Origin of the sequence: Mucilaginibacter agri (genome assembly GCF_009928685.1) — a bacterium.
Taxonomy (GTDB): domain Bacteria; phylum Bacteroidota; class Bacteroidia; order Sphingobacteriales; family Sphingobacteriaceae; genus Mucilaginibacter; species Mucilaginibacter agri.
Genome location: NZ_WWEO01000044.1, coordinates 148,213 through 175,035, shown reverse-complemented (window position 1 = coordinate 175,035; position 26,823 = coordinate 148,213). Strand labels below are relative to the sequence as shown.

At 41.8% G+C, this 26,823-nt stretch carries 24 protein-coding genes and 1 riboswitch; of the genes, 14 read left to right on the top strand and 10 right to left on the bottom strand.

The annotated features are described in order from the left end of the window. Positions 1-44 precede the first annotated feature (44 nt). From GSY63_RS17110 to GSY63_RS17100, 3 genes are all read right to left on the bottom strand, one after another. Entirely contained in the window at positions 45-1,475 is a 1,431-nt protein-coding gene (locus GSY63_RS17110; protein WP_166587056.1) for an outer membrane protein assembly factor BamB family protein, read from the bottom strand. A 105-nt stretch (positions 1,476-1,580) separates the two neighbouring features. Further along, entirely contained in the window at positions 1,581-2,180 is a 600-nt protein-coding gene (locus GSY63_RS17105) for an FMN-dependent NADH-azoreductase (protein WP_166587055.1), read from the bottom strand. A 131-nt stretch (positions 2,181-2,311) separates the two neighbouring features. After that, positions 2,312-2,686 carry a DoxX family protein gene (locus GSY63_RS17100; protein WP_166587054.1) on the bottom strand — a complete coding sequence of 125 codons (375 nt, stop codon included), beginning with the start codon at positions 2,684-2,686 and terminating at the stop codon, positions 2,312-2,314. 110 nt (positions 2,687-2,796) lie between these two features. On the opposite strand from GSY63_RS17100, the gene GSY63_RS17095 reads away from it, so the two are divergent. Continuing rightward, positions 2,797-3,198, top strand: coding sequence for a winged helix-turn-helix transcriptional regulator (locus tag GSY63_RS17095; RefSeq protein WP_166587053.1), 402 nt, complete (start codon positions 2,797-2,799; stop codon positions 3,196-3,198). A 68-nt stretch (positions 3,199-3,266) separates the two neighbouring features. Here the strand turns inward: GSY63_RS17095 and GSY63_RS17090 are convergent, their stop codons facing one another. Next, complete coding sequence (locus GSY63_RS17090) at positions 3,267-3,659, bottom strand: pentapeptide repeat-containing protein (protein WP_166587052.1); 393 nt, start codon at positions 3,657-3,659, stop codon at positions 3,267-3,269. 89 nt (positions 3,660-3,748) lie between these two features. After that, positions 3,749-4,720 (bottom strand): GlxA family transcriptional regulator, encoded by a 972-nt coding sequence (locus GSY63_RS17085; RefSeq protein ID WP_166587051.1) that lies wholly within the window; start codon positions 4,718-4,720, stop codon positions 3,749-3,751. Between the two features lie 122 nt (positions 4,721-4,842). On the opposite strand from GSY63_RS17085, the gene GSY63_RS24855 reads away from it, so the two are divergent. Then, a complete protein-coding gene (locus GSY63_RS24855) occupies positions 4,843-5,109 on the top strand; it encodes a helix-turn-helix domain-containing protein (RefSeq protein ID WP_166587050.1) in 267 nt (88 codons plus the stop codon). Positions 5,110-5,120: 11 nt separating this feature from the next. Here GSY63_RS24855 and GSY63_RS17075 read toward each other — a convergent pair whose 3' ends face one another. After that, positions 5,121-7,139: an ATP-binding protein gene (locus GSY63_RS17075; protein ID WP_166587049.1), complete on the bottom strand. Its 2,019-nt coding sequence runs from the start codon at positions 7,137-7,139 to the stop codon at positions 5,121-5,123. 196 nt (positions 7,140-7,335) lie between these two features. Further along, positions 7,336-7,531: riboswitch (cobalamin riboswitch) on the top strand. Positions 7,532-7,694: 163 nt separating this feature from the next. Here GSY63_RS17075 and metE point away from each other — a divergent pair. After that, positions 7,695-10,001, top strand: coding sequence for a 5-methyltetrahydropteroyltriglutamate--homocysteine S-methyltransferase (gene metE / locus GSY63_RS17070; RefSeq protein ID WP_166587048.1), 2,307 nt, complete (start codon positions 7,695-7,697; stop codon positions 9,999-10,001). Between the two features lie 127 nt (positions 10,002-10,128). Beyond that, positions 10,129-11,958 carry an ABC transporter ATP-binding protein gene (locus GSY63_RS17065; protein ID WP_166587047.1) on the top strand — a complete coding sequence of 610 codons (1,830 nt, stop codon included), beginning with the start codon at positions 10,129-10,131 and terminating at the stop codon, positions 11,956-11,958. A gap of 2 nt (positions 11,959-11,960) precedes the next feature. Here the strand turns inward: GSY63_RS17065 and GSY63_RS17060 are convergent, their stop codons facing one another. Next, on the bottom strand, positions 11,961-12,389 hold the full coding sequence (locus tag GSY63_RS17060) for a VOC family protein (RefSeq protein ID WP_166587046.1): 429 nt from the start codon (positions 12,387-12,389) through the stop codon (positions 11,961-11,963). A 157-nt stretch (positions 12,390-12,546) separates the two neighbouring features. Between GSY63_RS17060 and GSY63_RS17055 the strand changes: the two genes are divergently transcribed. Beyond that, positions 12,547-13,602: a LacI family DNA-binding transcriptional regulator gene (locus tag GSY63_RS17055; RefSeq protein ID WP_166587045.1), complete on the top strand. Its 1,056-nt coding sequence runs from the start codon at positions 12,547-12,549 to the stop codon at positions 13,600-13,602. A gap of 158 nt (positions 13,603-13,760) precedes the next feature. After that, positions 13,761-13,940: a histone H1 gene (locus tag GSY63_RS17050; protein WP_166587044.1), complete on the top strand. Its 180-nt coding sequence runs from the start codon at positions 13,761-13,763 to the stop codon at positions 13,938-13,940. A gap of 52 nt (positions 13,941-13,992) precedes the next feature. Here GSY63_RS17050 and GSY63_RS17045 read toward each other — a convergent pair whose 3' ends face one another. Both GSY63_RS17045 and GSY63_RS17040 read right to left on the bottom strand, forming a co-directional pair. Then, positions 13,993-14,391: a DoxX family protein gene (locus tag GSY63_RS17045; protein WP_166587043.1), complete on the bottom strand. Its 399-nt coding sequence runs from the start codon at positions 14,389-14,391 to the stop codon at positions 13,993-13,995. Positions 14,392-14,482: 91 nt separating this feature from the next. After that, a complete protein-coding gene (locus GSY63_RS17040) occupies positions 14,483-14,869 on the bottom strand; it encodes a MerC domain-containing protein (protein ID WP_166587042.1) in 387 nt (128 codons plus the stop codon). A gap of 103 nt (positions 14,870-14,972) precedes the next feature. On the opposite strand from GSY63_RS17040, the gene GSY63_RS17035 reads away from it, so the two are divergent. The 8 genes from GSY63_RS17035 to GSY63_RS17000 all read left to right on the top strand — a co-directional run bounded on the left by GSY63_RS17035 (position 14,973) and on the right by GSY63_RS17000 (position 25,417). Then, positions 14,973-15,881, top strand: coding sequence for an NAD(P)/FAD-dependent oxidoreductase (locus GSY63_RS17035; RefSeq protein WP_166587041.1), 909 nt, complete (start codon positions 14,973-14,975; stop codon positions 15,879-15,881). Between the two features lie 134 nt (positions 15,882-16,015). Continuing rightward, the gene (locus GSY63_RS17030) at positions 16,016-16,447 is read left to right on the top strand and encodes a Fur family transcriptional regulator (protein WP_317168584.1); all 432 of its coding nucleotides are present in this window, start codon (positions 16,016-16,018) and stop codon (positions 16,445-16,447) included. Between the two features lie 372 nt (positions 16,448-16,819). Next, positions 16,820-17,404: a porin family protein gene (locus GSY63_RS17025; protein WP_243749254.1), complete on the top strand. Its 585-nt coding sequence runs from the start codon at positions 16,820-16,822 to the stop codon at positions 17,402-17,404. Positions 17,405-17,599: 195 nt separating this feature from the next. Then, positions 17,600-18,529: a helix-turn-helix domain-containing protein gene (locus GSY63_RS17020; protein ID WP_166587038.1), complete on the top strand. Its 930-nt coding sequence runs from the start codon at positions 17,600-17,602 to the stop codon at positions 18,527-18,529. A 48-nt stretch (positions 18,530-18,577) separates the two neighbouring features. Then, on the top strand, positions 18,578-20,770 hold the full coding sequence (locus GSY63_RS17015; RefSeq protein WP_166587617.1) for a glycoside hydrolase family 3 N-terminal domain-containing protein: 2,193 nt from the start codon (positions 18,578-18,580) through the stop codon (positions 20,768-20,770). 143 nt (positions 20,771-20,913) lie between these two features. Continuing rightward, complete coding sequence (locus tag GSY63_RS17010; protein WP_166587037.1) at positions 20,914-22,758, top strand: DNA topoisomerase 3; 1,845 nt, start codon at positions 20,914-20,916, stop codon at positions 22,756-22,758. Positions 22,759-22,882: 124 nt separating this feature from the next. Then, positions 22,883-24,724, top strand: coding sequence for a sensor histidine kinase (locus GSY63_RS17005; protein ID WP_166587036.1), 1,842 nt, complete (start codon positions 22,883-22,885; stop codon positions 24,722-24,724). A gap of 132 nt (positions 24,725-24,856) precedes the next feature. Beyond that, positions 24,857-25,417, top strand: a complete 561-nt coding sequence (locus GSY63_RS17000) for a glycoside hydrolase family 108 protein (RefSeq protein WP_166587035.1) — start codon at positions 24,857-24,859, stop codon at positions 25,415-25,417. Positions 25,418-25,431: 14 nt separating this feature from the next. Here GSY63_RS17000 and GSY63_RS16995 read toward each other — a convergent pair whose 3' ends face one another. Beyond that, positions 25,432-26,670, bottom strand: coding sequence for a Na+/H+ antiporter (locus tag GSY63_RS16995; protein ID WP_166587034.1), 1,239 nt, complete (start codon positions 26,668-26,670; stop codon positions 25,432-25,434). Positions 26,671-26,823: the final 153 nt, after the last annotated feature.

The window sequence follows — 26,823 nt, the reverse complement described above, 5'->3', positions numbered from 1 at the left end:
GGAAACCATAATAATGGCCTGTATTTTGAGAGGATGGGAACCGGTTATCTGCTGTAGATAGTTCCGCTGTTGCCGATAACGCAGGGAGCTGATGTAAATGTATTTTCAGGCATCGGGAATTTCCATTTAACAGTACCGGTAGCAGCGTCCATCGCGTATAAATTACCCGTTCCGCCGCCAACGTATACTATACCCTCAGCCACAGTTGGCATCGTATTACTATTAGGGAATATTAGGGACTTCCACTGTGTTTCGCCCGTTTTGGCGTTAAGTGCATAAATATTACCGTCGAAACAAGTTGTAAATAAAGTATTGCCCGTAATAGTCGGACTACTGTAAAAGCCTTTATGATCTAATTTTTTCCATAACATAGCGCCTGTATTTGCATCAACTGCATAAAGGCTTCCTAACACAGCATCATCGCCGGTGAGGCTTTGCGCTGTGCCGAAATAAGCTACATTATTTGCCACGGCGGGGTGGGTGTAGCCGGCTGATATACCCTCCGTATCAAACTTCCATTTTAGTTGTCCGTTAGCAGCGTTTATCGCATATATATTGCTATCGTCGCTGCCGATGTATAATGTGCTGTTTACTACCGTAGGGCTTGATCCAAATACTGCGCCACCGGTTTTAAAGATTTTTTTAGAAGTACCCAAATGTACATCAACAACATAAACATTGCCGTTAACGCTGCTGAAATAGGCGTTGCCGTTGACAACAGTAGCGGTGGTGTTAATTTCATCTGGCTCGGTTACATTAAGTTTTATGCTACCGGTTTTGGCATCAAGCCCCACAAAGTGGTGATCATAACTACCGAAATAAACAATGCCATTATCATAAGCCGCCGCAGTCTTTATTTTATCACCGGCGTTGTAGCTCCACTTTACCGCGCCGCTTGCGGCATCAAATGCATACATGGTATTGTCGGCCGCTGCATAAACAATATCGTTGTACAATATAGGGTTAGAGTAACAGAAGTTTTTATTGGCGTTAAACTTCCATATTAATGAGCCATTCACGGCGTCTACAGCATAAAAATATTTGTTGTTGCTTCCGGCAAATACCATGCTTCGTAAGGCAGCCGACTTTACAACAACGGTGTATGTTTTGGTACTGCCATCTTCGGCACGCACGGTGTAATTAACTGGGCTTGTAAAATTCTGTGGCTCGGCACTTGCTGGTGAAATACTCTTAGCCCTGATGGTAATATCGGGTATTAAATTATCGAGGCTGGTTTTAACAGGTACAGAAATTGTTATCGTATCACCACCTATAACAGATTTTACTTCTGATGATGAAAAGGGAGTACTGTCGGGTTTTCGGACAGTAAAGGCAAGAATTGATTTATCTGCCGGATCGATATAGTCACCACCTTCCATTCTTTCTAACTTGCACGACGGTATAGTAACCATTAAAACCAGGCACAAGGCGACGATTAAGCGTACTGTAGTGTTGATTGATAAAGCGGTTGACATAGGCTGGTTAAGTGTGGTTGAATGCACCTAACAATTCCTCTTACGCAAGTAAGCTGGCATCTGTTGCGCCTCCACAACAAATGCCAGCTCTTTTTTTATTTGTAATTATAATGTTACACTGTCGATGGCCTTCTGTAAGGCTTGATTTTTAAGGTCTGGATAAGAGGTTCCCTCGGCCCGAAAAACGGTTAAGTCTTTCATCCCCAGAAAGCCTAGCACGCTTTTAAGATAGGGGGCAACAAAGTCGTATCCCTGCATAGGGCCATCGCTGTAAATACCACCCGAAGCTAATGCCACATACACTTTTTTGCCCTCTACTAACCCTTTTGGTCCGTTTGCATCATAACTAAATGTTACACCGGCGCGTGCAATATGGTCAACCCAGGCTTTTAGTCCAGACGGTATACCAAAATTATAAAGTGGTGTATCGATAACAATAATGTCGGCCTCCATTAGGTCGCTTATGGCATCGTCAGAATTTTTGATGGCTTCTAAATGTTCCGCTGTGCGGGTATCTGCGGGCGTAAAAAACGACACCAGCTGTGCTTCTTCCAGGTGTGGAAGTTGTTTCTTAACAAGGTTTGTTTCATTAACTGTACTGCCCGGGTTGGCCTCTTTTATCTTTTCGACAATGGCATAACCTAATTGGGTACTGATTGAAGCGTCGCCTCTTGGACTTGAAATGATATGAAGAATCTTTTTCATGTTAATTGATTTTTAAATTATTGATGTTTAATTATTTTCTTGATTTTTTGGGCATGGCGGAGCCAACCCCGCTAACATGTCTGCTCCGGACGATATTCTGAGGCGTTTTATACCTCGGTTAAAAGAAATGTTTAAATAAAAATGGTTGCCTTCTGTTGCTTATGATAAGCGCCGTAAGAGACAACTAGCAGAATTAAAAATACAACTGGCATAATGCGGTTTGCCACAGGGTCGCCAGATGCGGTGTGCGCAATAGCAGCCGAAATAAATGTTATAGCGAAGCCTGCATATGTCCATTCTTTTACCCTTGCAGCAACAGGGGCTAATAGAAGTATGGCCCCAATTATTTTGCCGATCGCTAATTCTATACGGAAGTAATCGGGATAGCCGAGGTGTTGGAAAGCCGCCTTCATGGCAGGTTGGGTTAAATAGGCGGATGCCGAGTACAGCATCATTAAAGCCACAAGTGCCGTACTTATCCAGTATATTATTTTGTTGGATTTCATGTTATTTGCGTGTGTTATTGATGCAAACATAGTTACCTTTACTATCTAAAAGATACTACTATCCTAAAGGATACCGGTATCCTTTAGGATAGTAATTACATTTGTACGTTATGGAAACAGCAGTGGAAGAAAAGGGAGTTGTTGAGTGTACGGCGTTCAACTCTACAGAATGCCGGGGCGCAATAACAGGCGTTAGAGATGCCTTGTATGTACTGAACGGAAAATGGAAGATACCGCTTATCGTCGCTCTATCGGAGGGGCCGTTACGCTTTAAAGATATCCAGCGTTCGCTCGGCGATATCACTCCTAAAATACTCTCTAAAGAATTAAAGGAACTGGAGCTGAATGAATTTGTGATCCGCACCGTGTACTCGACAACACCTGTGACAGTTACGTATCAGCTAACTCCTTATAGCCGCTCACTCGATAAAGTGATGAAAGAGCTTAAAGACTGGGGGATACAACATCGTCAAAGAATTGTAGCCAGCAGGAAGGCAAATAGTAGCAATTAATAATAGTAGTTGTTTGTTCGGATTTGGATTTTGCAATTGCCAAAACTATAACCGTTATCCACTACTACTTATTTCTTTAACAGGTCTTCGATCAAAATGCCGTTGATTTTCAATCCCGAAATGTTGCAGTTGGAAATATCAACGCCACTAAGGTTGCAATTGGTTATCGTACTTCCAGACAGTTCGCAATTTTCAAACCGTAAGGGGCGTTGCTTTGCATCTGCATCATACATGGGGTGACATTCGGGAGGCATGCCGATGTTGTGTATATAAGCTCCGCCCAATTGCGCACCTTCTATTTCCAAATCACTTAAATTAGCATCCGTTATTTTACAATTAGACATGTTTACATCCTTAAATTCTGCATGGGTTAAGCATACCATGTAAAACTTCGAATTGTCAATAAGTGAACGTTGAACATCAAGTACTTTATTGTCATCTACAATTGCTAATGGCTCCATACGTTATCGAATTTATCTGAAGCAATTTAGCTAAGATGCTGTATGTTACCAAGGGTTAAACATGTCAAATTAACGGGCTAATCGGGCCATTAATTTACCTGGAACTTTTCACGATAACCTGTCGGTGTCATGCCTACGGTTTTTTTAAATATCTTACGAAATGCTTTTGGATCGTTATACCCGGAATTTAACATAACCTCGGTCATTTGCTGGTTGGTTTGTTCCAGTAATTTTTTTGCACCCTCAACACGCAATTTTTGCAGGTATTCGATAGGGGTGCAGCCGGTTACCTGTTTAAAACGCCGAACCATGTTACGTCTGCTAGCGGGCACGTCCTTTATCATCTCCTCAATAGTTGCCGAATCGCGATAAGCGGCTTCAATTTTTTGTTGTGCCATGGCCACAAGCTCGTCGTGATGATCTTGCGATGGTAAAAAAGTGCCGAAATAAGCCTGCTGGCTTCTATCCATATCAATGGCGAATATTTTTGCTGTACGAATAGCCATTTCGCTACCACAATATTTTTTGATGATATGTAGCATTAAATGAAAGCTTGAAGTTGAACCTCCACTGGTATAGATACCATTATCGCTGGTAACTACCTGGTACGGCATCAGGTTAACGGTTGGGAACGCGGCAGCAAATGCCCCGCATGCGTCTATATGAGTTGTAGCCGGCCTGCCATTCAATAATCCTGTGGCGCCCAATAAAAAAGCACCTGTACAAAAGCTTGCCAAATGAGTACCGGTTTTAAACTGCTCTGTTAGCCAGGGAATATAATCCCTGTTTTCCATAATGGCATTTTGAACTTCTTCGGTAGAAAATGCGGGTATGAGAATGAGATTCTGTTTCTCTACATCGCGAATATCCTTAATCTGATCGTTGATCAGTGCGTCGCTGGCCTGCGTAACGGCGTCACCGGCGCGTAGTAAGGTGATGTTAAAATGAGGCGCTGCACCGTTACTGGCAGATAGCTTATTAACCGTTTGAAACACATCAAGTATAGCGGCTACGCTCAATAACCTATACTGTCGGGTAAGTAAAATACCTAAGTTTATCATAACGTTGTTATGTTGGTTTCAGTAAAGCTATACAATTTTTTGTCTCAAATGCCCCCTTCTTTTAAAAAATGCTAATACTTTTTGGAGTAGTAAACTTAAAACTGGCGTAATGAATACAGCGTATGTTCATTTATACAGCATTTATTATGTTCAATAGTCAAGCGGTTGCAGACCATATTAGAAAGAGCAGGGAAAGCAAGAGCCTAACCCAATTTTACATGGCGTATAAATTGCAGATTTCGCAAAATTGCTACAGTAAAATGGAACTAGGTTATTCTAAAATCTCGCTAGAAAGGTTGTTTCAGATTTCAGAGTTATTGGAGATCGATGCCATAGACGCAATTGCCCTTGGGCGCGTTAAATCTATGGTAGTGGTTAACAATTATTAAATACCTGTAAATTATACCTGACCAACAGAGTTTTCGGTTTTGTTGGCGAGGGTAGGCGTATGTCCAATAGTGGCTTGCAGGGTAAATGAAAACGCCGAGCCAACGCCAGGAGTGCTTCGAACTTCAATCTGACCCTCGTTAGCATCAATAAATTCTTTCGACATCAACAAGCCTAAACTTGTTCCTTTCTCGTTATAAGTACCATTACTACTAATATTGTTAAGGCTGAAGATGCTGTTCAATCGGTTGCTATCTATGCCCACACCCGTGTCTTCAACGGTTATAGTAGCTAAGTTGGTACGCTCATTAAAGAATGATTTAACGGTTACCCTTCCATTTACCCCGGTAAACTTCACTGCGTTTGATATGAGATTGCGTAATACAAACTCAACATGATCTTTATCCGCAATAAGGTTCAGATCATCTGATATGAAATTTCTGATCTCAATGCGTTTGTAATTGGCGGCACCTGTTAAAAACAATATTACGCGCTCAACAACTGGTTTCACAGCAAATTCGTGGCGGTTAATACGCATACCTTTAATTTGCATTTCTCCCCATTTAAGCAAACCGGTAAGGGTTTCGAGGGCTGCTTTGCTGGTTATAGATAATTCCGAAACCATTTCCTTACGTGTATCTGCAGGCAGGTCTTCGTCATCTATCATCTCTAACAGGTTGATAACCGATACAAACGGAGAGCGTAAGTCGTGCCCCAAAATTGAGAATAATTTATCTTTTAACTGGTTTGATTCGTCTAGCTCCGTGTTAGCATTACGGAGTTTTTTGTTAAGCCTCCTGCTGCCATAATAAGAATAGCCAATAACCAATAATATTATTATTGCACCTATTGCTATGGCGATGATAACCTTACGCTCCAACGCCTGATGGCTGTTGATATAACGCAGTTCTTGCACCTTAGCCCGCGATTTACTTAACTCATAATCGTTTTGCAGGTTGCTCACCTGTTTCGACATTTCTTTATAGAAATATTTGTCGGCCAGTTCGTATTCTTCGTTTTTGGCGTCGAGCGCAGCCTTATAATCTCCCTTTTTTGTGTAAAGTTCTGATATGCTTTGTAGCGCTTCTATTACCTGTTTATATCCTTGCCGGCCCTCGGCTAGTGTTTTAGCCTTGTACAGATAATTAAGGCTGCTATCAATATTGATATTTTCATAACTGGTAGCCAAGCCATTTAAAGTAAGCAACTGGCGGATGTAGTTATGAATTTCAATAGATTTTTTCAGCGCTTCTTTCTGCAGTTTAATAGAATATTCGGTATTCCCTTCTTTAGCATAAACAGTGGCGAGGGTATTAGTAAGCGTAATGTTTAGTCCCTGGTATTTCGGAACATTACTAACCGAGATGCCCTTTAACAAATACTCTTTGGCTTCTTCCAGCAAACCAGTTTCACGGTAAAGTACACCGAGATCATTAAATATATTGAGGGAAAGATTAGATAGCGGTAAGGTATCGTTAATGCCTTCGGCTATTTTAAGATAGTGAAGTGCCTTATCGTAATTATGCTGTCCCATGTAACCTTCGCCAAGGGTAAGGTTGGCTTCCATTATGCCCGCCGGATCTTTGATGCTTTCGCTCAGCTGGAGGGCGTTTAAAAAACGGGCAATAGCTTTATCGTAGTTCCCTTTACGCAGTTCGACCACGCCAAGACGGACCACTTCTGTAGCCATACCCTTGGTTTTACCGATAGACTTATAGAGGTTATAGGAGTCGAGATAATTATTCTGCGATTCGTTAAACTGTCCACGGTTATCATTGATCATGCCTAACTGGTTCAGTATCATGGCATGACCTGCAACGTCGCCGGTGCGTTTTGCCAGATCAAGCCCCTTATAAACATATACAAGTGCAGAGTCCGGATTTTCGTAACGATAAAAACTAATGAGTTTGTTATATTTCTCTATTTCAGAGTCTTTTTTAGGAGAGGTGGAAACGGCATTGCTTTGCGCCTTGGCTAAAGGGGCAGCAAATAAGCTGGTGATCAATAAAAAATTAAAAATACGGTTAGCCATAGATTTAGCCGCACAAAACAATTAATCAGGGTTAAAGCAAATATAGATTTTATTATTCATTTTAATTGATGAAAAAGTGTCAAGTTTTTCGTTGTAATTAATTGGTGCTGTCGTATTGCTTAAAATCAGTGAACTGATAAACTTCATGTTTTTTAAAGGGCAATAGCTTACATTTGCATCACGTTCTTTACAAAGAAAAATCTTCAGCAGCAGAGGTTTTCGGTTAATGCCGAAACTAAGAAGGAACCGTGTGCAAATCACGGGCTGTCGCGCAACTGTAAGTAACACAAAAAGTTACCGCCTGTTATATATCCATTGTCTCGCTAAGTTGGGATGAGAAGGATGGCGGTGATGTTACAAGCCAGGAGACTTGCCTACGCTGATCAAAGACCTATGCTTTCGCGATTGAAGCAGTAGTCGATGAATTAACAGACCAATAATATGGGCAGCGCCTATATTTTTGATTGTTGCTTAGCGCTACACTATTTCCGAAAGTATACCGAAAACGTAAGGAGCATTAACTAATCATTAATGTTTAACTAAAGTTTTATGCGTATGCTTAAAAACAATCTCGGCTATCCACGTATGGGGAGCCACCGTCAACTAAAAAAAGCCTGCGAGCAGTATTGGGCAGGTAAAATTAACCGCAAGGACCTGCAACAGGCAGCCAGAAAAATTAAAGAAGAAAACTGGCAATTACAGCTAAACACCGGTATAGATCTGGTACCCTGCAACGATTTTAGCTTTTATGATCAGGTGCTGGACATGACTCTGTTGTTAGGTGCTATTCCATCCCGCTACACTCAGGTACTAACCGAAGTAAACAGCAACGAAGAGATGGACCTGTATTTTGCCATGGCCCGCGGCTATCAAAAAGATGGATTGGATATCACCGCTATGGAAATGACCAAGTGGTTCGACACCAATTATCACTACATCGTGCCCGAATTTACAGCCGATCAGCAGTTCCGGATTTTCTCTGAAACTCTTTTTTCAGAATTTAATCATGCCCGCCAAATTTGCGGTAAAGCAGCCAAGCCAGTATTGTTAGGCCCGGTATCCTATTTGTTAGCGGGTAAAGAAAAGGAAGCTGATTTTGAAAAAATCGATCTGATTAAAAAATTGGTACCCGTTTATGTAGAAATTATTAAACGACTAAAAAATTATGGTGCCGAATGGATTCAGTTGGACGAGCCTTTCCTCGCCCTGGACCTAGGCAAAAAGGAGAAACAAGCATTTGAGTATGCTTATGGGGAAATTGCCAAAGCCTGCAAAGGGGTAAATATTTTAGTAGCCACTTATTTTGATGGTCTGCTTGATAATACCCAGTTAGCCGTTAACCTACCGGTAGAAGCGTTACACATTGATTTGGTACGCGCTCCCGAGCAATTGGACGAAGTATTGTCACTTATTCCTGATAACCTGATCCTCTCATTGGGTGTAATTGACGGCCGTAATGTATGGAAAAATGATTATATGAAATCGTTGCTGCAGATAAATAATGCAGTGAGTAAGTTGGGCGAAGAGCGTATAATGATTTCTCCTTCGTGCTCGTTGTTGCATACACCATTTGATCTGGATCAGGAAACACAGATCAATCCGGAGATCAAAAACTGGATGGCATTTGCCAAGCAAAAGTTGGAAGAAGTAAATGCCTTATACCAAATATTTAGTGGTAATACCGAGCTTTTGCATTTAAACCAGAGTGCTATCCAGAGTCGAAAAAAATCACCGTTGATTCATAAAGACCTGGTTAAGCAGCGTGTTGCTGCCATTACAGATGCTGATTCGACACGTAAAAGTGCTTTTCCGTTAAGGCAACAATTGCAGCAACAACGGTTTAAACTTCCTTTGTTCCCCACAACTACCATTGGCTCGTTTCCACAAACTGACGAGATTCGCCAGCTACGTGCCAGGTTAAAAAGGGGTGAGTTAACTACCGATCAATATGATGCTGCTATTGAAAAAGCAACTATCGATGCAATTCGCTTACAGGAAGAAATAGGGCTGGACGTGTTAGTGCACGGCGAATTTGAGCGGAACGACATGGTCGAATACTTTGGCGAGCAATTAGACGGTTACCTTTTCACCAAAAATGGTTGGGTGCAAAGCTATGGTAGTCGCTGCGTTAAGCCGCCTGTAATTTTTGGAGATATTAGTCGCCCGAAAGATATGACTGTACGTTGGAGCCATTTTGCCCAACAGCAAACCGATCGCCCCATGAAGGGTATGTTAACCGGGCCGATCACCATTTTGCAATGGTCTTTTGTTAGAGATGATCAGCCGAGGTCTGTTACTGCTAATCAGATTGCCTTAGCAATAAGGGATGAGGTTGTTGCATTGGAAAACGCTGGTATTGGAATTATCCAGATAGACGAACCTGCTATTCGCGAAGGTTTGCCATTGCGCAGGGCCAACTGGTCAGCTTATCTTGATTGGGCTATCAAAGCATTTCGTATTTCGGCAAGCGGCGTAAAAGACGAAACGCAGATCCATACGCACATGTGCTACAGCGAGTTTAATGATATTATAGAAAATATCGCAGCCATGGACGCTGATGTGATCACTATCGAGACCTCTCGTTCGCAAATGGATTTACTGAATGCTTTTGCCGATTTTGAGTATCCTAACGAAATCGGTCCGGGCGTTTATGACATCCACTCCCCACGTGTGCCAACAACTTATGAAATGGTGAACCTGTTAGAAAAGGCGGCGGCTTTGCTACCGGCCCAAAACATTTGGGTAAACCCCGACTGCGGCTTAAAAACCCGCCATTGGCCCGAAACGCTATCCGCCCTCAAAAACATGGTTGACGCTGCTAAACAAGCCCGCGAAAATATAAAAGAACCCCAGGCTCTATAATCTTTCTATGTTTATGCCAATGCCGCACCTAAAGTGCGGCATTTCTTGTTAGTGATTATTTGAATCAAGCGAATCCGACATTCAAATGATGGCTTTATTTGATTTTAGCGCTAACTTTAAAATATTAATGGCTAAAAATAGAATAAATACCTCTGAACTTTCTTTTAAACAACGACTCTCCGCCTTAGGCAATCTGCCGCAATTTTTTAAACTGGTATGGCAAAGCAGCCCTTGGAAGACCTCATTGAGTTTTGCATTACGTATCGTGCGTTCGGCTATGCCGGTGGCTTTATTGTATGTAGGCAAACTGATTGTTGACGAAGTAGTGCTGCTTAACCGCCACAGCAGCGGAGCAGACCATACCCGTGTTTGGCAATTAGTAGCCATAGAATTTGGCCTTGCAATTTTGACCGACGGCTTAAGCAGGATGATTAATCTGGTAGATAGTTTACTGGGAGATCAGTTTTCTAATTACACGTCTATTCGCATTATGCGGCACGCTACCACGCTCGATCTCGACCAATTTGAAGACTCCGTTTTTTACGATAAACTGGAACGTGCGCGGCAGCAAACTATGGGGCGTGCGGTTCTATTGTCGCAGGTAATGAGCCAGATACAGGATATAATCTCGATGGCGTTTTTGATCACCGGATTGCTTGCCTTTAATCCTTGGTTAATCCTTTTACTGCTAATTGCGATTCTGCCGGCTTTTTTGGGCGAGTCGCATTTTAATAATCAAAATTATGCGTTAACTCGCAGCCAAACTCCCGAACGCCGCGAACTGGATTACCTGCGCTATTTAGGTGCCAGCGACGAAACCGCCAAGGAAATTAAAACATTCGGCCTGGCCGATTTTGTAATTAACCGCTTTGTTAAGCTTTCTGATAAATTCTACAAAGACAACAGCAAGCTGTCGGTCAGCCGGTCGGTTTGGGGTACTTTTTTTTCAATGTTAGGAAGCATAGGCTATTATGCAGCTTACGTATTTATTATCGTCCGAACTATAAACGGCAATATGTCGGTGGGTGATCTTACCTTCCTTGCGGGATCATTCAGGCAGCTTCGGAGCTTGATGGAAGGCATCCTTACCCGTTTTACAGCCGTTTCACAAGGCGCTATTTATTTGAACGACTTTCTCGAATTTTTCGAAATTAAGCCTAAAATAAAGATTGCAGAAAAGCCCGTTCCTTTTCCAGATCCTATTAAGCTTGGTTTCACGTTTGAAAACGTTGGCTTTAAATATCACAATGCCGAAAGTTGGGCAAACAGGCATTTGAACTTTACGCTGGCTCCAGGCGAAAAATTGGCGCTGGTAGGGGAGAATGGAGCAGGTAAAACTACGCTGGTAAAACTGCTGGCCCGTTTGTATGACCCAACCGAAGGCCGGATATTGCTTGATGGAATAGACATTCGCGAGTATGCCATTGAGGACCTGCGACACCATACCGGTGTTATCTTTCAGGATTATCTCCGTTATCAAATGAGTCTTTCGCAAAATATAGCCGTTGGCAATATCAACGAGCTGGAAAATATAGCTCTCATCAAGAAAGCAGCACACGAAAGTTTAGCGGATGCATTGGCCGAAAAACTTCCTCACCAATATGACCAATGGCTTGGCCGACGCTTCAACGAGGGTGTCGAATTATCGGGTGGCGAATGGCAAAAGGTAGCTCTGGCCCGTGCCTATATGAAAGATGCGCAATTGCTGATTCTCGACGAGCCCACCGCCGCCTTAGATGCCCGCGCCGAATATGAAGTATTTCAACGCTTTGCCGAATTAACTAAAGGTAAGTCGGCGGTGCTGATATCGCACAGGTTTTCTACCGCACGTTTAGCCGACCGGATTTTAGTATTGGATAAAGGTACTATCCTCGAAATCGGTCCTCACGAAGAATTGTTGGCTCAAAATGGACGTTATGCCGAGCTGTTTAACCTACAGGCAATGGGTTATCAGTAAAACTAAACCGCGAACAATTGCCCTATATCTTTAAAAGCTTTAAACTCCAGGGCATTTCCCGACGGATCCAAAAAGAACATAGTGGCCTGCTCGCCAGGTTTTCCCATGAAGCGTATCCCCGGTTCTATAATAAACTGAATATTATTGGCTCTTAAGCGGGTTTCCAATAAATGCCAATCCTCCCACGTTAAAACCACACCATAGTGAGGAATAGGTACGTCATGGCCGTCAACAGGGTTGAAATGATGATCGACCGGTTCAGCTGGTCGTGGTTTTAAATGGATCACGAACTGATGCCCGTAAAGGTTAAAATCAACCCATTGTTCGCTGCTGCGGCCTTCGGCGCAACCTAATATTTCGCGGTAAAAAGTGCGAGCTTCTGATAAATCGTACACTGGTACGGCAATATGAAAAGGGGTTAATTGGCTCATTTAAGGCTAAAGTACAAATATTATCGGTCGGGCAAAATTTATATGAAGCAAGCTCAATAGGTTACAAACATGTGCGTGCCAATTGCGTATAAAACTTGGTATTTACTATATATTTGTTTCACCATATAACCTAAACCTTATCCGGATTTCCACATTTATGAAAAAGAAAATATCAATGAGCGATGTAGCCCGCGAGCTTAATATATCGCTTACAACGGTATCATTTATACTTAGCGGTAAAGCCAAAGAAATGCGCATCAGCGATGCCCTGGCTGATCGCGTGCTCGAATTTGTTAAAGAGCGAAACTATAATCCTAATGCTATGGCTCAGGGTTTACGTACAGGTAAATCAAAAATTATTGCATTGATAGTAGAGGATATTGCCGATGCCTTTTTCTCCGGAGTAGCTCGGTTAATAGAAGAGCAGGCTTATAGAAACGGATATAAAATTATTTATTGCAGTACGGGCAACAGCGCTCGCAAAACTGCTGAAGTAATACAGATGTTTAAAAGCCGTAATGTTGATGGTTATATCATTACTCCCCCTTCAGGTATCGAAAACGACATTAAGTCATTGTTGCTCGAAAAATCGCCTGTTATAATGTTTGATAGGTATTTGCCGGGCATTTATACTGATCATGTAATTATAGATAATAACAAGGGCGTAAAGCTGGCTATAGCCCACCTTATACAACAAGGGTACAAAAATATTGCTTTCATTACCCTCGACTCTCCCCAGACACAAATGGCCGACCGCTTAACCGGTTATAAAGAGATAATCAAAGAAGCAAATTTAAACGAGCACATACAGAAACTGAACTTCGAAGAAGAACCCGAAAATGTAGTGACGCAGATCTGTACCTTTTTAACTTATTACAAACAGATTGATGCCGTGATGTTTGCCACAAATTATTTAACCCTGCGCGGATTTGAAGCATTGGAGCAACTGCAGTTGAAAATAGCAGAGGATATTGGCGTAGTAAGTTTTGATGATCACCCGTTCTTTAAAGTATTTAATCCGCCTGTTACGGCTATATCTCAACCAGTAAAAAAACTATCCGAAAACTTGGTTGAAATCCTATTTAAAAGGATTAATAATGAAGAATCACCCGACTACAAACAACAGATAATTTTGGAGCCCGAATTGATAATCAGGAAGTCGTCATTAGGACTGAAGCAGCATACTAATGTGGTTGCCGAGCGTTCTCAATAGCGTTCTATTTATTAAGTGCGGGAGAAAAACTGTTAGGTTTTTCGTCACCTTTTGAAGCAAAAAAATTTCAAAAACGCTTAAAAAAGCACTATTTATGAATTTATTTGTTGCAAACATTATCAATTTAATTATGTTTGAAACTCAAATCACTTATATAGATGGACAAATTTAATGAATTAAAGGAACTGGTCGCTTCGATAGAAGCAGATGCAGAAAGCTTTTACAGCAAAGGAAACAAGGCAGCTGGTACTCGTGTTAGAACTGGTTTCCAAAAAGTAAAAAACCTGGCTCAAGAGATCCGTCAGGGTGTAACAGAATTGAAAAATAAAGAGAAATAATATTTGTTTTTCTACCTCAAGAAAGCCCCCGAGTTATCGGGGGCTTTCTTGTTTAATGAGTATTTTTTATTTTATTCTCAACAGCAAACGTATTGTAGTTAATCCATTGAATTAATACTGCGAAAAATGCGATATGGATCAGTTGCGTATTAATAGCATTCCAGTTTTCGATCATGCAGGTGCCAAATAATAAAAGGATCATAACCACGCCACCTGCAAATAACGCCTGACGGGTAAACAAACCAATCAAAATCAATAGGCCAATGGTGAATTCTGCAATTGGTAATGCATAGCTGAAAGGCCTTACGAGCAATAACGGAATCATCGATTTTGAAAAGCTACCCAACATCCAATTGCTAAAGCCATGAAGTTTGGGTAAGCGGACAAGGCCATGTGCAAACATACTGGTGCCTATCGCCAGTCGTAATAATAAATAAGTGGTTTTGTTCATAGCAGATGTTTTTAGCAAATATTCGCATAATACGCAATCTCGCACTGATTTTGAAGGCTTATCTGTACGTTTTAAGCCACAAAAACGCTCATTAACTTTGTTGACAATGGCGGGAATATAATCTGGAGTTATAATAATGCGCCGATGCTATAATCAAACCACCCAATGCCAGAAATAACCACTCCTGGCTATGATCTGCCAAAAACTTTCCAATAAATATGATTCCGAAGCCTATAGTAATAATAACAAGCGGAGTAGTGCGGTTATGCTTGCAAAACGATTTGGTTAGTGAAGCGTAGCCGATAATCAGCGATGTTATAATGATGCTTGTCTCAAAATAGCTGTTTGCCAGAAAGCCAATACCCAACAAAGGGAGGGTAGTTATAATTACAGGTAATAAAGCGCAGTGAATAGCACAGGCAATGGAAACCCCCATGCCTAATTTATCCATTTTATTATGACGGTGTTTGAAAAACATGGTGCAAAGATAATTTTAATTGCAATATAGTTGCATTTGTATTTTATTATTTACTTTTGCAAGCAAGGCGGTTCACAAAACTTCCGTGAATAAATGGATTCAAATGATAGAGAAAGCAAGTTTTGATGTAATAATTATAGGCGGGAGTTATGCTGGTATGCAAGCAGCCATGACTCTCGCACGGGCGCTGCGTTCGGTTTTAGTGATAGATAGTGGTGAGCCTTGCAACAGGCAGACGCCGCATTCGCATAATTTTTTGACACACGATGGCGAAAGCCCTGCTGCAATATCTTTAGGGGCGATGGAGAATCTGAAGTTGTACACCAATATTAGCTTTTATAAGGATAAAGCAGTTTACAGCATGCCTTATAATAACGGGTTTGAGGTAGGTACACTTTCGGGCAAACATTTTATCACGCGTAAATTGCTGTTTTCGTCAGGCGTAAAGGATATGATGCCGGCTATTACAGGTTTTGCTAAATGCTGGGGCATTTCCATATTGCATTGTCCATACTGCCACGGGTACGAGGTGCGTAATCAGCCCACGGGTATTTTGGGCAACGGTGATATGGGCTTCGAGTTTGTTAAATTGATTAGTAATTGGACAGATCAGCTTACCTTATTCACCAACGGCAAATCATCACTTACCGATGAGCAACGATATAAGCTCAAATCAAAGAAAGTAAATGTTGTTGAACATGAAGTGAAAGAAATAGTACATCAAAACGGGCACATTGAGGCGCTAAAATTTATCAACGATCAATCCGTTGAAGTTAAAGCCATATATACACGATTGCCTTTTAATCAGCATTGCCACATCCCTGTGCAATTAGGTTGCGAGTTTACTAATATGGAGCTAATCAAAATAGATGGTTTTCATCTTACAAGCGTCCCTGGAGTGTACGCCGCGGGTGATTGCACTAGTCCATTACGTTCGGTTGCGTCAGCTGTTAGTGGAGGAATGATGGCAGGTGCATCTATTAATAAAGATTTAATTGAGGCCGATTTCTAATTAGTTCAAGGGTTGTTTAGTATGGTTTTGATTTATTTGCGCGTTCCTGTTAAGCGGAGCCGCTTTTATAATGATTGCCAAATTCGGAGGTTCTTACTAGATTTGCATGCTATAAAGTTTAAATGGAAAGCGTGGTGAGTAAACACAATTTTGAAGAGCTGTTAGATAAGCACCATCTAAAGAAAACCGGGCCGAGGCTTAAGGTTTTATCTATGATGGCATCTAAAAATACGGCCACTTCACAGCCCGATCTCGAAAGCGTAATGAGCGATATCGACAGGGTAACTTTATACCGTATCCTTAACGCTTTCGAAAAAAAAGGTATCATCCACAAGGTATTCGACCTTAATGGCACGGCAAACTACGCCATGTGCCACTCCAATTGCGAAGAACACCACCATCACGATGAGCATTTACATTTTAACTGCACTATATGCAAAAATGTGTATTGCCTGGATGATTTAAATCTCCCACCTCTAAAACTCCCCGACGGTTTTAAAATGGAAGGTTTTACTTTATACGCTAATGGTACCTGCCCCAAATGCGCTGGTGCAATCGCAAAATAATAACCAATGCAAGGATAACTGCATTTTCGTCATCGCAATTTCATGTGAGATCTTATCTCATTCATCAGTAGTTATTTATCTGTAACAAGCACTGCTTCATCTCTTAAAAAGTCCGTTTATGATCTCTTAAAGCCATTTAGAGAAACGGAAAAATTGGTTCTATACGCCGAAGTTTTGGAATTGATGCGCCTTGCAGGTCAGCATACCTTTGACCTGTCTTAACAATTAGAAAAGCAATGAAGACACAAGATCATCACGAAGCATTAAAGGGTAGATTGCTGCACTGGTACCAGCAAGCCTTTGAAATTTACTACCAGATTTACAGATAACATCTACATGAAAAAACATTACATCAATAATAATAATAACAACATGAAAACTTCAATTATACTAGGTGTATTAACACTTGCATTATCAACTATATTTACTTTAACTACTAAAGCTCAGGAAACTATTACTAAAGCAACCACAACAGGTTCTGGTATTCGTTTAAGCATTGGGCCCGATGCTACTTTACCAGTAGGTAGTTTGCACGATGGCTACAATTGGAGTATCGGCGGTTCTATCCAGGCAGATTTTCCGGTAATTAAAGACCAGCTGTTTGTTACCGTCAATGCCGGTTATAGCAACTATTTTGCGAAAGACAGTAACCTGCCAGGGGTTGACAATAAAGACCTGCAATTGATACCGGTAAAAGCTGGTTTGAAATACTTCCCTGTGCATAATTTTTATTTGCAAGGCGAAGCTGGGGCATCTTTCATAGCTAACAAAAGCGACATAGGCGCAGATAAATCAGCAGCGTTTGTATATGCACCACAAGTTGGTTACCTGATTTCACTAGGTGGCAAAAACTACCTTGATGCAGGTGTACGTTTCGAAAGTAACACCAAATTTGTAACTAACGGCAACACCAATAACTTTTTCGGTTTGCGTGTAGCCTACGCTTTTGGTTTATAATAAATCATCTTAATGCTTAGTGATGATGGTTAACAGCCTGCCCCTAAACGGGCAGGCTGTTTGTTTTATACCCAGTTGTAATGTTAACTTAATGTTATGACTTTGGGTTGATATACAGCGTGTGTCTTGTACACTATTGTGACAGTTTTTAATCAATTGATTAGTTCTTTTGCAGCAGTCAACCCCAACTAATAAATGGAACAAATTGCTACTTCAGATCTAAATAATACGACTACAAAAAATTCTAATGACGTTAACCAACATAAGTTTTCAGCTTTTCAAGATGGAATTGTAACCGGGGGTAACTTTGAAATATGGCACCACACGGGCGTTACGGTAGATAGTCTTCCTTTCAAAGCAGATTATTATACACTTGCATTTTGTATTGGTGGTAGGGCCATCCGTACAGTTAATCAATTTCGTTTCGAGGTTGCCGAAAATACATTGCATTTAACCACCCCACAATCGCTTAATTCATGGCACCAGGCATCAGATGATCTCGAGTTATATATTATTCATTTCAAGAAAGATTTTCTGGCTGATGGTATGGTGCAAGAAGCTGTAGTTAACAACCTGATCGATCACCAAACAGACGGAGCGCCGATCTGTATGGTACAAAACAACAACGTTGATACAATTAGAGCTTTGTTCGAAAAATTGAACCGTGAGTTTCACAGTCAAAAACCTTTTCACAGGCAAATGTTGAAGCTTATGTTTTTCGAATTGCTTTTTGAGGCCAACCGAATAGTCGGCAACCCAAACTCATCTTTGAAACCAGTTGGCCACCCTAATCGCCCGCAGCAATTGGTAAACCATTTTAAGAAACTGGTGGAGCAACGTTTTGCACAGCTGCGCACGGTGCAAGAGTATGCAGATTTATTATTTGTTACCGCAAAGCATTTGAGCGAAGTAGTAAAACACGAAAGCGGATTAACAGCTTTGCAAATTATTCATCAGCGTGTATACCAGGAGGCCAAATATCTGTTGTGCGCAACCGAAATGAGTATTAAAGAGATAGCCGAACGCTTGAACTTTGACACCAGTTCACACTTTAGTCGCTTTTTTAAGCATTTCGAAGGTTATAATCCTACCGACTTTCAGCGGGTTAAATGCGCAGTACTATAAACTGCAATTAATTGTTGTAGATATTACACCATGCTTTATATTTATCGCATGAAATATTTTAGTTTACTAACCATGCTAATGCTGGGCCAGCAGGTGTTTGCAAGTAAGGCTCCTGTACCGGTTTATAAAGATAAAAAGGCTCTGGTTGAAAGCCGGGTAGAAGATCTGCTTAAGCGAATGACGCTGGACGAAAAAATCCTGCAACTTAATCAGCAAACCGTAGGGGATAACAATAATCCTAACAATAACGGCTATCAAAAGCCAACTTTTCCGGCTGGTATAGGTTCATTAATTTATTTCAGCAGCGATCCTGCATTTCGTAACACGGTACAAAAGCGCGCAATGGAAGAAACCCGTTTGGGCATTCCTATTTTGTTTGGTTACGATGTAATCCATGGTTTCCGCACGGTATATCCGATTTCATTGGCGCAAGGTTGTTCCTTTAACCCAGAATTGGTTCGGGAAGCCTGTACAGTTGCTGCCAAAGAAACTAAGCTTTCGGGTATCGATTGGACTTTTTCGCCGATGATAGACGTAGCTCGCGACCCACGTTGGGGGCGCGTGTCTGAAGGTTATGGCGAAGACCCATATACCAATGGTGTATTCGGGGTGGCTTCGGTAAAAGGTTACCAGGGTAAAAATTTATCAGATCAATATTCTATAGCAGCTTGTTTAAAGCACTATATTGGTTATAGTATGTCAGAAGGTGGTCGCGATTATCATTATTCGGAAGTATCGCCACAAACACTTTGGGATACCTTTATGGTACCTTACGAAGCCGGCGTAAAGGCAGGCGCTGCAACCTTAATGAGCGGTTTTAACGATATCAGCGGTGTTCCGGCATCAGCTAATCCTTATACCCTGACAGAGGTGTTAAAGAACCGTTGGAAACACGATGGTTTCGTAGTATCTGACTGGGGTTCTGTAGAGCAGCTGATGGCTCAGGGCGTAGCTAAAGATCGTAAAGAGGCAGGTTTAAAAGCATTTATGTCGGGTGTTGAAATGGATATGGTTGATGATATCTATGGGCAGAACCTGAAACAACTTATCGCTGAAAAGAAAGTTCCTGTAGCTAAAATTAATGATGCAGTAAGAAGAATTTTACGCGTTAAATTCAGATTAGGCTTGTTTGATAATCCATATACCACTATTGTAGATCAACGTTATTTACAGCCGGAAAGCAAGGCAGTGGCCGAGAAACTGGCGACAGAGTCAATGGTATTATTGAAAAATAAAGACCACGCTTTACCATTAACCGGTAACGTTAAGCAGATCGCTTTAATCGGTCCACTGGCGAAAGACCAGGAAGATATGTTAGGCAACTGGGCAGCGCACGGCGATGCTAAAGATGCTGAAACTGTTTTGGATGGCTTTGAAAAAGAATTTGCGGGCAAAGCTAAGATCAACTATGCGAAAGGCTCAGAAATTGACGGCACAGACGAAAGCAATTTTGCTGATGCGGTAGCAGCAGCGCAAAAATCTGATGTGATAGTAGTTTGCTTGGGCGAGAAGAAAGGCTGGAGCGGCGAAAATACCTCGCGTTCAAATATCTCGTTGCCTGCTATACAAGAGAAGCTGGTTGCCGAATTGAAGAAAACCGGTAAGCCAATTATAGTGGTATTAGCTAACGGTCGTCCGCTTGAGTTGGTTCGTTTAGAGCCTATGGCTAATGCTATTGTAGAAATGTGGCAGCCGGGAGTAGTTGGTGGTTCGGCATTAGCATCAATTATTTCGGGTCGTGTAAATCCTTCCGGTAAATTGGATATTACGTTCCCATTAACCACTGGTCAAATTCCTACTTATTACGACATGCGCCAAAGTGCGCGTCCAAACTCCGGTAAATATCAGGATATCTCAACAGAGCCCTTGTACTGGTTCGGTCATGGCTTAAGCTATACCGACTTTGCATATGGCGCTATCAATTTGTCTGCTCCTAAGATTCACAAAAATCAAAAACTGGTAGCAACGGTAGAAGTAGCCAATACAGGTGGGGTTGCGGGTAAGGAAACAGCATTATGGTATATTTCTTCACACGCAAGTTCGATCTCTCGCCCAATGAAAGAGCTGAAACACTTTGAGAAGAAAGAAATTGCTGCGGGTGCCAAATATGTTTACAAATTTGAAATAGACCCAATGCGCGATCTGAGCTTCCCTGATGCAGATGGCAAAAGACATCTGGAGTCTGGCGATTTTGTAATTATGGCTGGTAACCAAAAGATTAAGTTTGAGTTATTAGATTAATAGCCAGCAAAATTAAATAGCTGAAACGCCCCGTTCTTGCAAAAGTATGGGGCGTTTTTATAGATACAGTTTTCCACAACGATTGTATTGGCGGCATGTTTCCGTAATTTCGGGCTCATTTACGGAGAGAGATAAAGCATTAGATGAAAGTAATTATTGCCGAAAAGCCATCGGTAGCGCGTGAGATAGCCAAGGTGTTTGGAGCCAACCAAAAAAAGGAAGGCTATATAGAAGGCAAGGGATATACCTTTACCTGGGCCTTTGGTCATTTACTGCAATTAGCCCCGCCGCAAGAATATGGTTTTTATGGCTGGAGCGTACAGAACCTGCCTATGCTGCCTCCAAAATTCAAACTTTCTATTCGTAAAGTGAAAAGTAAAGAGGGGATGATAGATGACCCTTCGGTTAAAAAACAACTCGACATCATCAAGTCATTGTTCGACGAAGCCACCGAGATCATCGTGGCAACGGATGCCGGGCGTGAGGGTGAACTCATCTTCCGTTATATTTATTACTACCTCAAATGCAAAAAGCCTTTTAAAAGGCTTTGGATTTCTTCTCAAACCGATGCGGCTATTAAGGAGGGGTTCCGCAATTTAAAACCGGGAGCCGACTATGATACCCTGTTTAACTCTGCTCATTGCCGCTCACAATCCGACTGGTTAGTGGGGATGAATGCAACGCAGGCTTTGAGCCTTTCTGCTGGTACGCGTTCGGTGCTTTCGTTAGGTCGCGTACAAACGCCAACGCTGGCCATGATCTGCTCGCGATATCTGGAGAATAGGAATTTTGTTCCACAGATTTACTACCAGGTAGCCATACAGATTGATAAGAACGGGCAAATGTTTCGTGCTATATCTACCGAAAGCTATAAGACAAAGGAAGATGCACAAGTAATACTTGATAAGGTTGAGGATGTACCCACTGGCTTTCCTCTTGGAGGGCATATTCTCAGCGTTGAGGCTAAACCTCGCAAAGAGCCGCCACCGTTGTTGCACGATCTGAGCAGTTTGCAGCAAGAGGCTAATAAACGTAAGGGTTTTACTGCCGATCAGACTTTATCTTTACTTCAGAATTTGTACGAAAATAAACTGGTTACTTATCCTCGTACCGGTAGCCGGTACATCGGCGACGATGTTTTTGCGACCGTGCCTGGATTGATAGAGAAATATAAAGACCATCCTGACTTTGGCAAACAAGCTAATTTCCTGCTCGAAAATAAGTTGAATAAGCGTAGCGTAAATGCCAAAAAGGTAACCGATCACCACGCGATATTGCCTACTGGCGAAGTGCCGTACCAGTTATCAGACGATAAGCAAGCTGTTTATGATATGGTAGTTGGCCGCATGCTAGAAGCCTTTCATCAGGATTGTATCAAGGAAATCACGAAGATCACCGTACAATCGGGGAATAAATTTATGGCTAGCGGGACAGTTATCAGCTCCGCCGGCTGGCGTTCTGTGTTTAATGAGCCCGATGAGGAAAAGAAGGATGAAGAAAATGCTTCGTTGCCTAAAGTGCAACAAGGGGAGAACCTGCCCGTACCTAATAAGGCCATTTTGGAAAAACAAACTAAGCCCAAACCGCTTTATAACGAAGCCAGTTTGCTGAAAGCCCTCGAAACAGCTGGTAAGGAAATAGATGACGAAGAACTGCGCTACGCTATGAAAGATAGTGGCTTGGGTACACCTGCTACGCGTGCTTCAATTATAGAGACGTTGATAAAACGGGATTACGTTACCCGCGAAAAAAAGAATTTGCTGCCAACCAAAACAGGTTTAGCCGTTTATGGCGTCGTCAAAGATCAAAAAATAGCGCAGGCCGAACTAACTGGTACCTGGGAAAAGCGATTGGAAGAGATTCGTTCTGGCGCTTCTGTTGCAGCATTTCAGGAAGAGATTAAAACTTATACCCGTACAATTACCAATGAGCTACTGGTATCGGGTCGGGGACTAAGCGTTGCGACGGAGGCCGTGGTTGCCAAATAACAGGCGATACCAAATCTGTATTTATATATCATACATCTTTTTAATTAATTAGTACAACGTTAAGTTGTTTATTATAATTAATATAGTTTTGTTTTTTGCTGATACTAGACTTTAGAAAACTGCGATGCATAAGAAACTGCAACTATACGAGAAGGTGACCCCCTTAGCGCAGCTTGGTATATGGCAAAGAAATCTCATAACCGGCGAAATTTATTGGAACAGATATGTTAGGGACATTTACGAAGTAGGCGAACACGATTATTTGACATTAGAGGAGGCCTCCAAATTCTACGTCGACAATGAGGCAGTAGGCCAGCTGATTCGTGAAGCAGTTGCAAGCCGGCAGTCCCAAATGGGCGAGTTTAGGATGGTTACCGCCAAAGGCAACGCTAAGTGGGTAAAACTTAGAGTAGATGCCGAACTTGAAAACAACGAGCCCATCCTGATTTTTGGTACACTCGAGGATGTAACCAATGATATTAGCCTGATGCGTGCGTTGGCCGAACGGGAAGAACGATTTCACCAGGCGTTTGATTATGCACCCATAGGCATGGCCATCGTATCAATTGAAGGGCATTGGATCAAAGTTAATAATAGCCTTTGCAACTTGCTGGGATATGAGCAAGAAGAGTTTTTAAAGCACACTTTTCAGGATTTTACACACCCTGATGACCTCGATATAGATCTGAGCCATATGTATCGTTTGCTGGCAAACGAGATTGACTCGTACAATATGGAAAAAAGATATTTCCATAAAGATGGCCGGGAAATATGGATATACCTAAGTGTTACTTTGGTACGTGATAAGGATAATGCACCGCTCTATTTCATTTCTCAAATCAAAGATATAACCGAACGCAAAAAGTCAACCGAAATGCTGTTGCGCGAAAGACAGCGCTTGGATAATATCATTAAAAGTACCCAGGTTGGTACATGGGAATGGAATATCGCGACAGATGAGGCCATTGCCAACCAAAGGGCGGCGACATTACTGGGATATTCGCCAAATGATTTTCGGCAGGCGCAAATGAAAGTATGGTTTGCGCTTATTCATCCGGCAGACCAGGAAAGAAACCGTGTAGAGCTAACCAAGTGCATGGAGCAAAAAAATAGCTTTTACGCTTGCGAGTGTCGTATGAATCACGCCAATGGTAACTGGATGTGGATTGAGATAAGAGGAAAGGTGGTTAAGTGGTCTGATAACGGCGAGCCAGTACTGATGCTCGGTACCTTTGCCGATATTCATGAGCGTAAGGCAATGGAAGAGGAGCGCAAGAAAACCTTGGGTGTTATCAGCGAACAAAATAGTCGCTTGTTAAATTTTGCGCATATCGTTTCACACAACCTGCGGTCGCACACGGGGAACATACAGATGTTGCTGGATATGCTTCTTGAGGAAACCGATGAAGAAGAGAAAGCTAAAATGATGCAGATGCTTGTTATTAATAGCTCTAACCTTCAACAAACGCTATCGCATTTAAACGATGTGGTAGACATTCATAGCAATATTGATCTGAGCAAAAAGCAACTAAATTTAAATAGTGAGATTAACCGCACTTTAGAGGTGCTATCGGGCTCGCTACGGCAGGCCAATGCTAAGCTGATAGTAGAGGTTAGTAATGATATTGAATTAAACTATGACCCTGCCTACCTGGAAAGTATTCTGCTCAATTTAGTCACAAATGGGATTAAATACAGGCATCCCGACAGGCAGGTGGAAATTCTCATTAAGGCAGAAAAAATGGACGACCGCGCTATATTGTCTATCACAGATAATGGTGTTGGAATTGATATGAATCTGCATGGCAATAAATTGTTCGGCATGTATAAAACGTTTCATGAAAACGAAGACGCACGCGGCATCTGCCTGTTTTTGGTTAAAAGCCAGGTGGAAACCATGGGTGGAAAAATATCAGCCAGCAGTAAAGTAGGAGAGGGTACAACTTTTAGAATAGAATTTAGCTGACCCGGCCACAGCAATGCTTTTGTGCAATTGGTTGATAATGTACCGATTGCCTCTTTTGCATATTGACCGATTGAGAAAAATCCTTTAGCTTTATAATTCCCTAAATTATAATTAGTTAAATTTTTTATCAGTATGGCGCAATTTAATCCTGCGTTCCAAATTACCATGGGTAACGAGGGCGGGTACGCAAATAATCCGCATGATGCCGGCGGCGAAACTTATAAAGGCGTAGCTAAAAACTTTTGGCCCCATTGGGAGGGCTGGTCAATTATCGATCCGATAATTGCTAAGAAGCCGGCGAGCATTAACCAGGCCTTAAATGCAAATGCACCACTGCAAACCATGATCCTTTCATTCTATAAGGCTAATTTCTGGGACACCGAATCATTAGATAATATTAAAGATCAGCAGATAGCCAATCAATTGTTCGACATTGCTGTAAATATGGGTACTGGTATAGCATCCAGATTTTTGCAACAAGCGGTAAATAAATTGTCGCCGGATAAGCTAAAGGTCGACGGACAGATTGGTTCGTTAAGCATTTCCGCCGCTAACGCCGAAGATGCTGAAGACTTATATAACACCATTTGCCAGCTAAGGAGGGGAAGATATGAGGCTATAATTCAAAGCAACCCATCGCAGCAACGGTTTGCCAATTCGTGGTTTAGCCGTATTACACCTTATCAGGCCTAAAATAGGATTTTTGATTATTTCAAACGTTTTACTACCCAGGGTAGGGTTAAGCCTTGCCCTATCAATGTAAACAATACCACCACAACAGAGATAAATATAATGGCATTTCTTTGCGGAAATGGGCTGCCATCACTAAGTGTTACCGGCAAACCAATTGCGATAGCCAATGAGACAATGCCCCTCATGCCCGACCAACTTATAATTAAACTATTCTTAAAATCGAGCAGGGCGTTTTCGCTTACCCTGCCTTTACCCTTTTTAAAAGCATCATCTAAGTTTATCTTTTGCAGATACATACGCACCATGCGTATAACAAGGGCCACTACTGTAATAATAAAACCATAACCGACATAAGGCCATAGCTGATCCGAACTAATGTCGTGCATCACCAGTGGCAGCTGCAATCCAATCAAAATAAAGATCAGGCCATTCAAAAGAAAGATAATGATGTCCCAAATCGACTTCGACTCTTGTTTTAGTTTATCTGGAAACACGGCGCGGCTAAACCGCGAAATGCCCAGACCAAGTATCACCACTGCAATTACACCCGAAACGTGCAGCTCTTCGGCAACAAGATAGGTTACAAAAGGCATCAACAGCATAAAACTAATAGTAGCCATGCTGTTATGATGAATGCGTTTAATAATAAGCGCCAATAGTTTACCCGTTAAGGCACCCACCACAAAGCCGCCGAACATCAGTATGCCGAACTGCAAGGACGCTTTCCAAAATACGAAGGCTGTGCCTGTAACACCGGCCACGGCAAATCGGTAGGCAACCAGTGCAGAGGCATCGTTCACCAGGCTTTCTCCCTCTAAAATAGTGTTGGTTTTATGTGATAAGCCAAGGCCTTTGGTAATGCTCATGGCTGCTACGGCATCTGTTGCCGAGAGTATCGCACCTAATACAAAAGAGAGCGGCCAGGTCATGCCGGGGATTAAGTAGTGCGCAACTACTGCTATACCCGACGCTGTTAAAAATACCAGTGTTATGGCCAGGGTACTAATTGTATTAATGTTGGTTTTAAATTCTTCGAACGAGATATTGAACGCAGCATCAAACAACAACGGTGGCAAAAATATCAGGAAAACAATCTCGGGGTTTAATTCTATAGGTGTTAGATTGGGCAAAAAGCCAACGGCAACACCTGCTATAATCAACAAAACAGGTTGGGGTAGTTTTATCCTGTCCGCAATTGCCGATAGCCCGATCATCACGGCCATAATAAATATTACAATGGTGTAGTTTTCCATCTGGGGATATGCTAAATCGCTAGTTATTGTCGCTAAAATAAATTTGTAAATGCTTAAAAACTAATTTGTTTTGAAGTATTGGGTGAAACAAAATATCAATAATTCATTTTTTACAAACGAATTGCGGTTTTACAACAATATGTGTAACAAAGG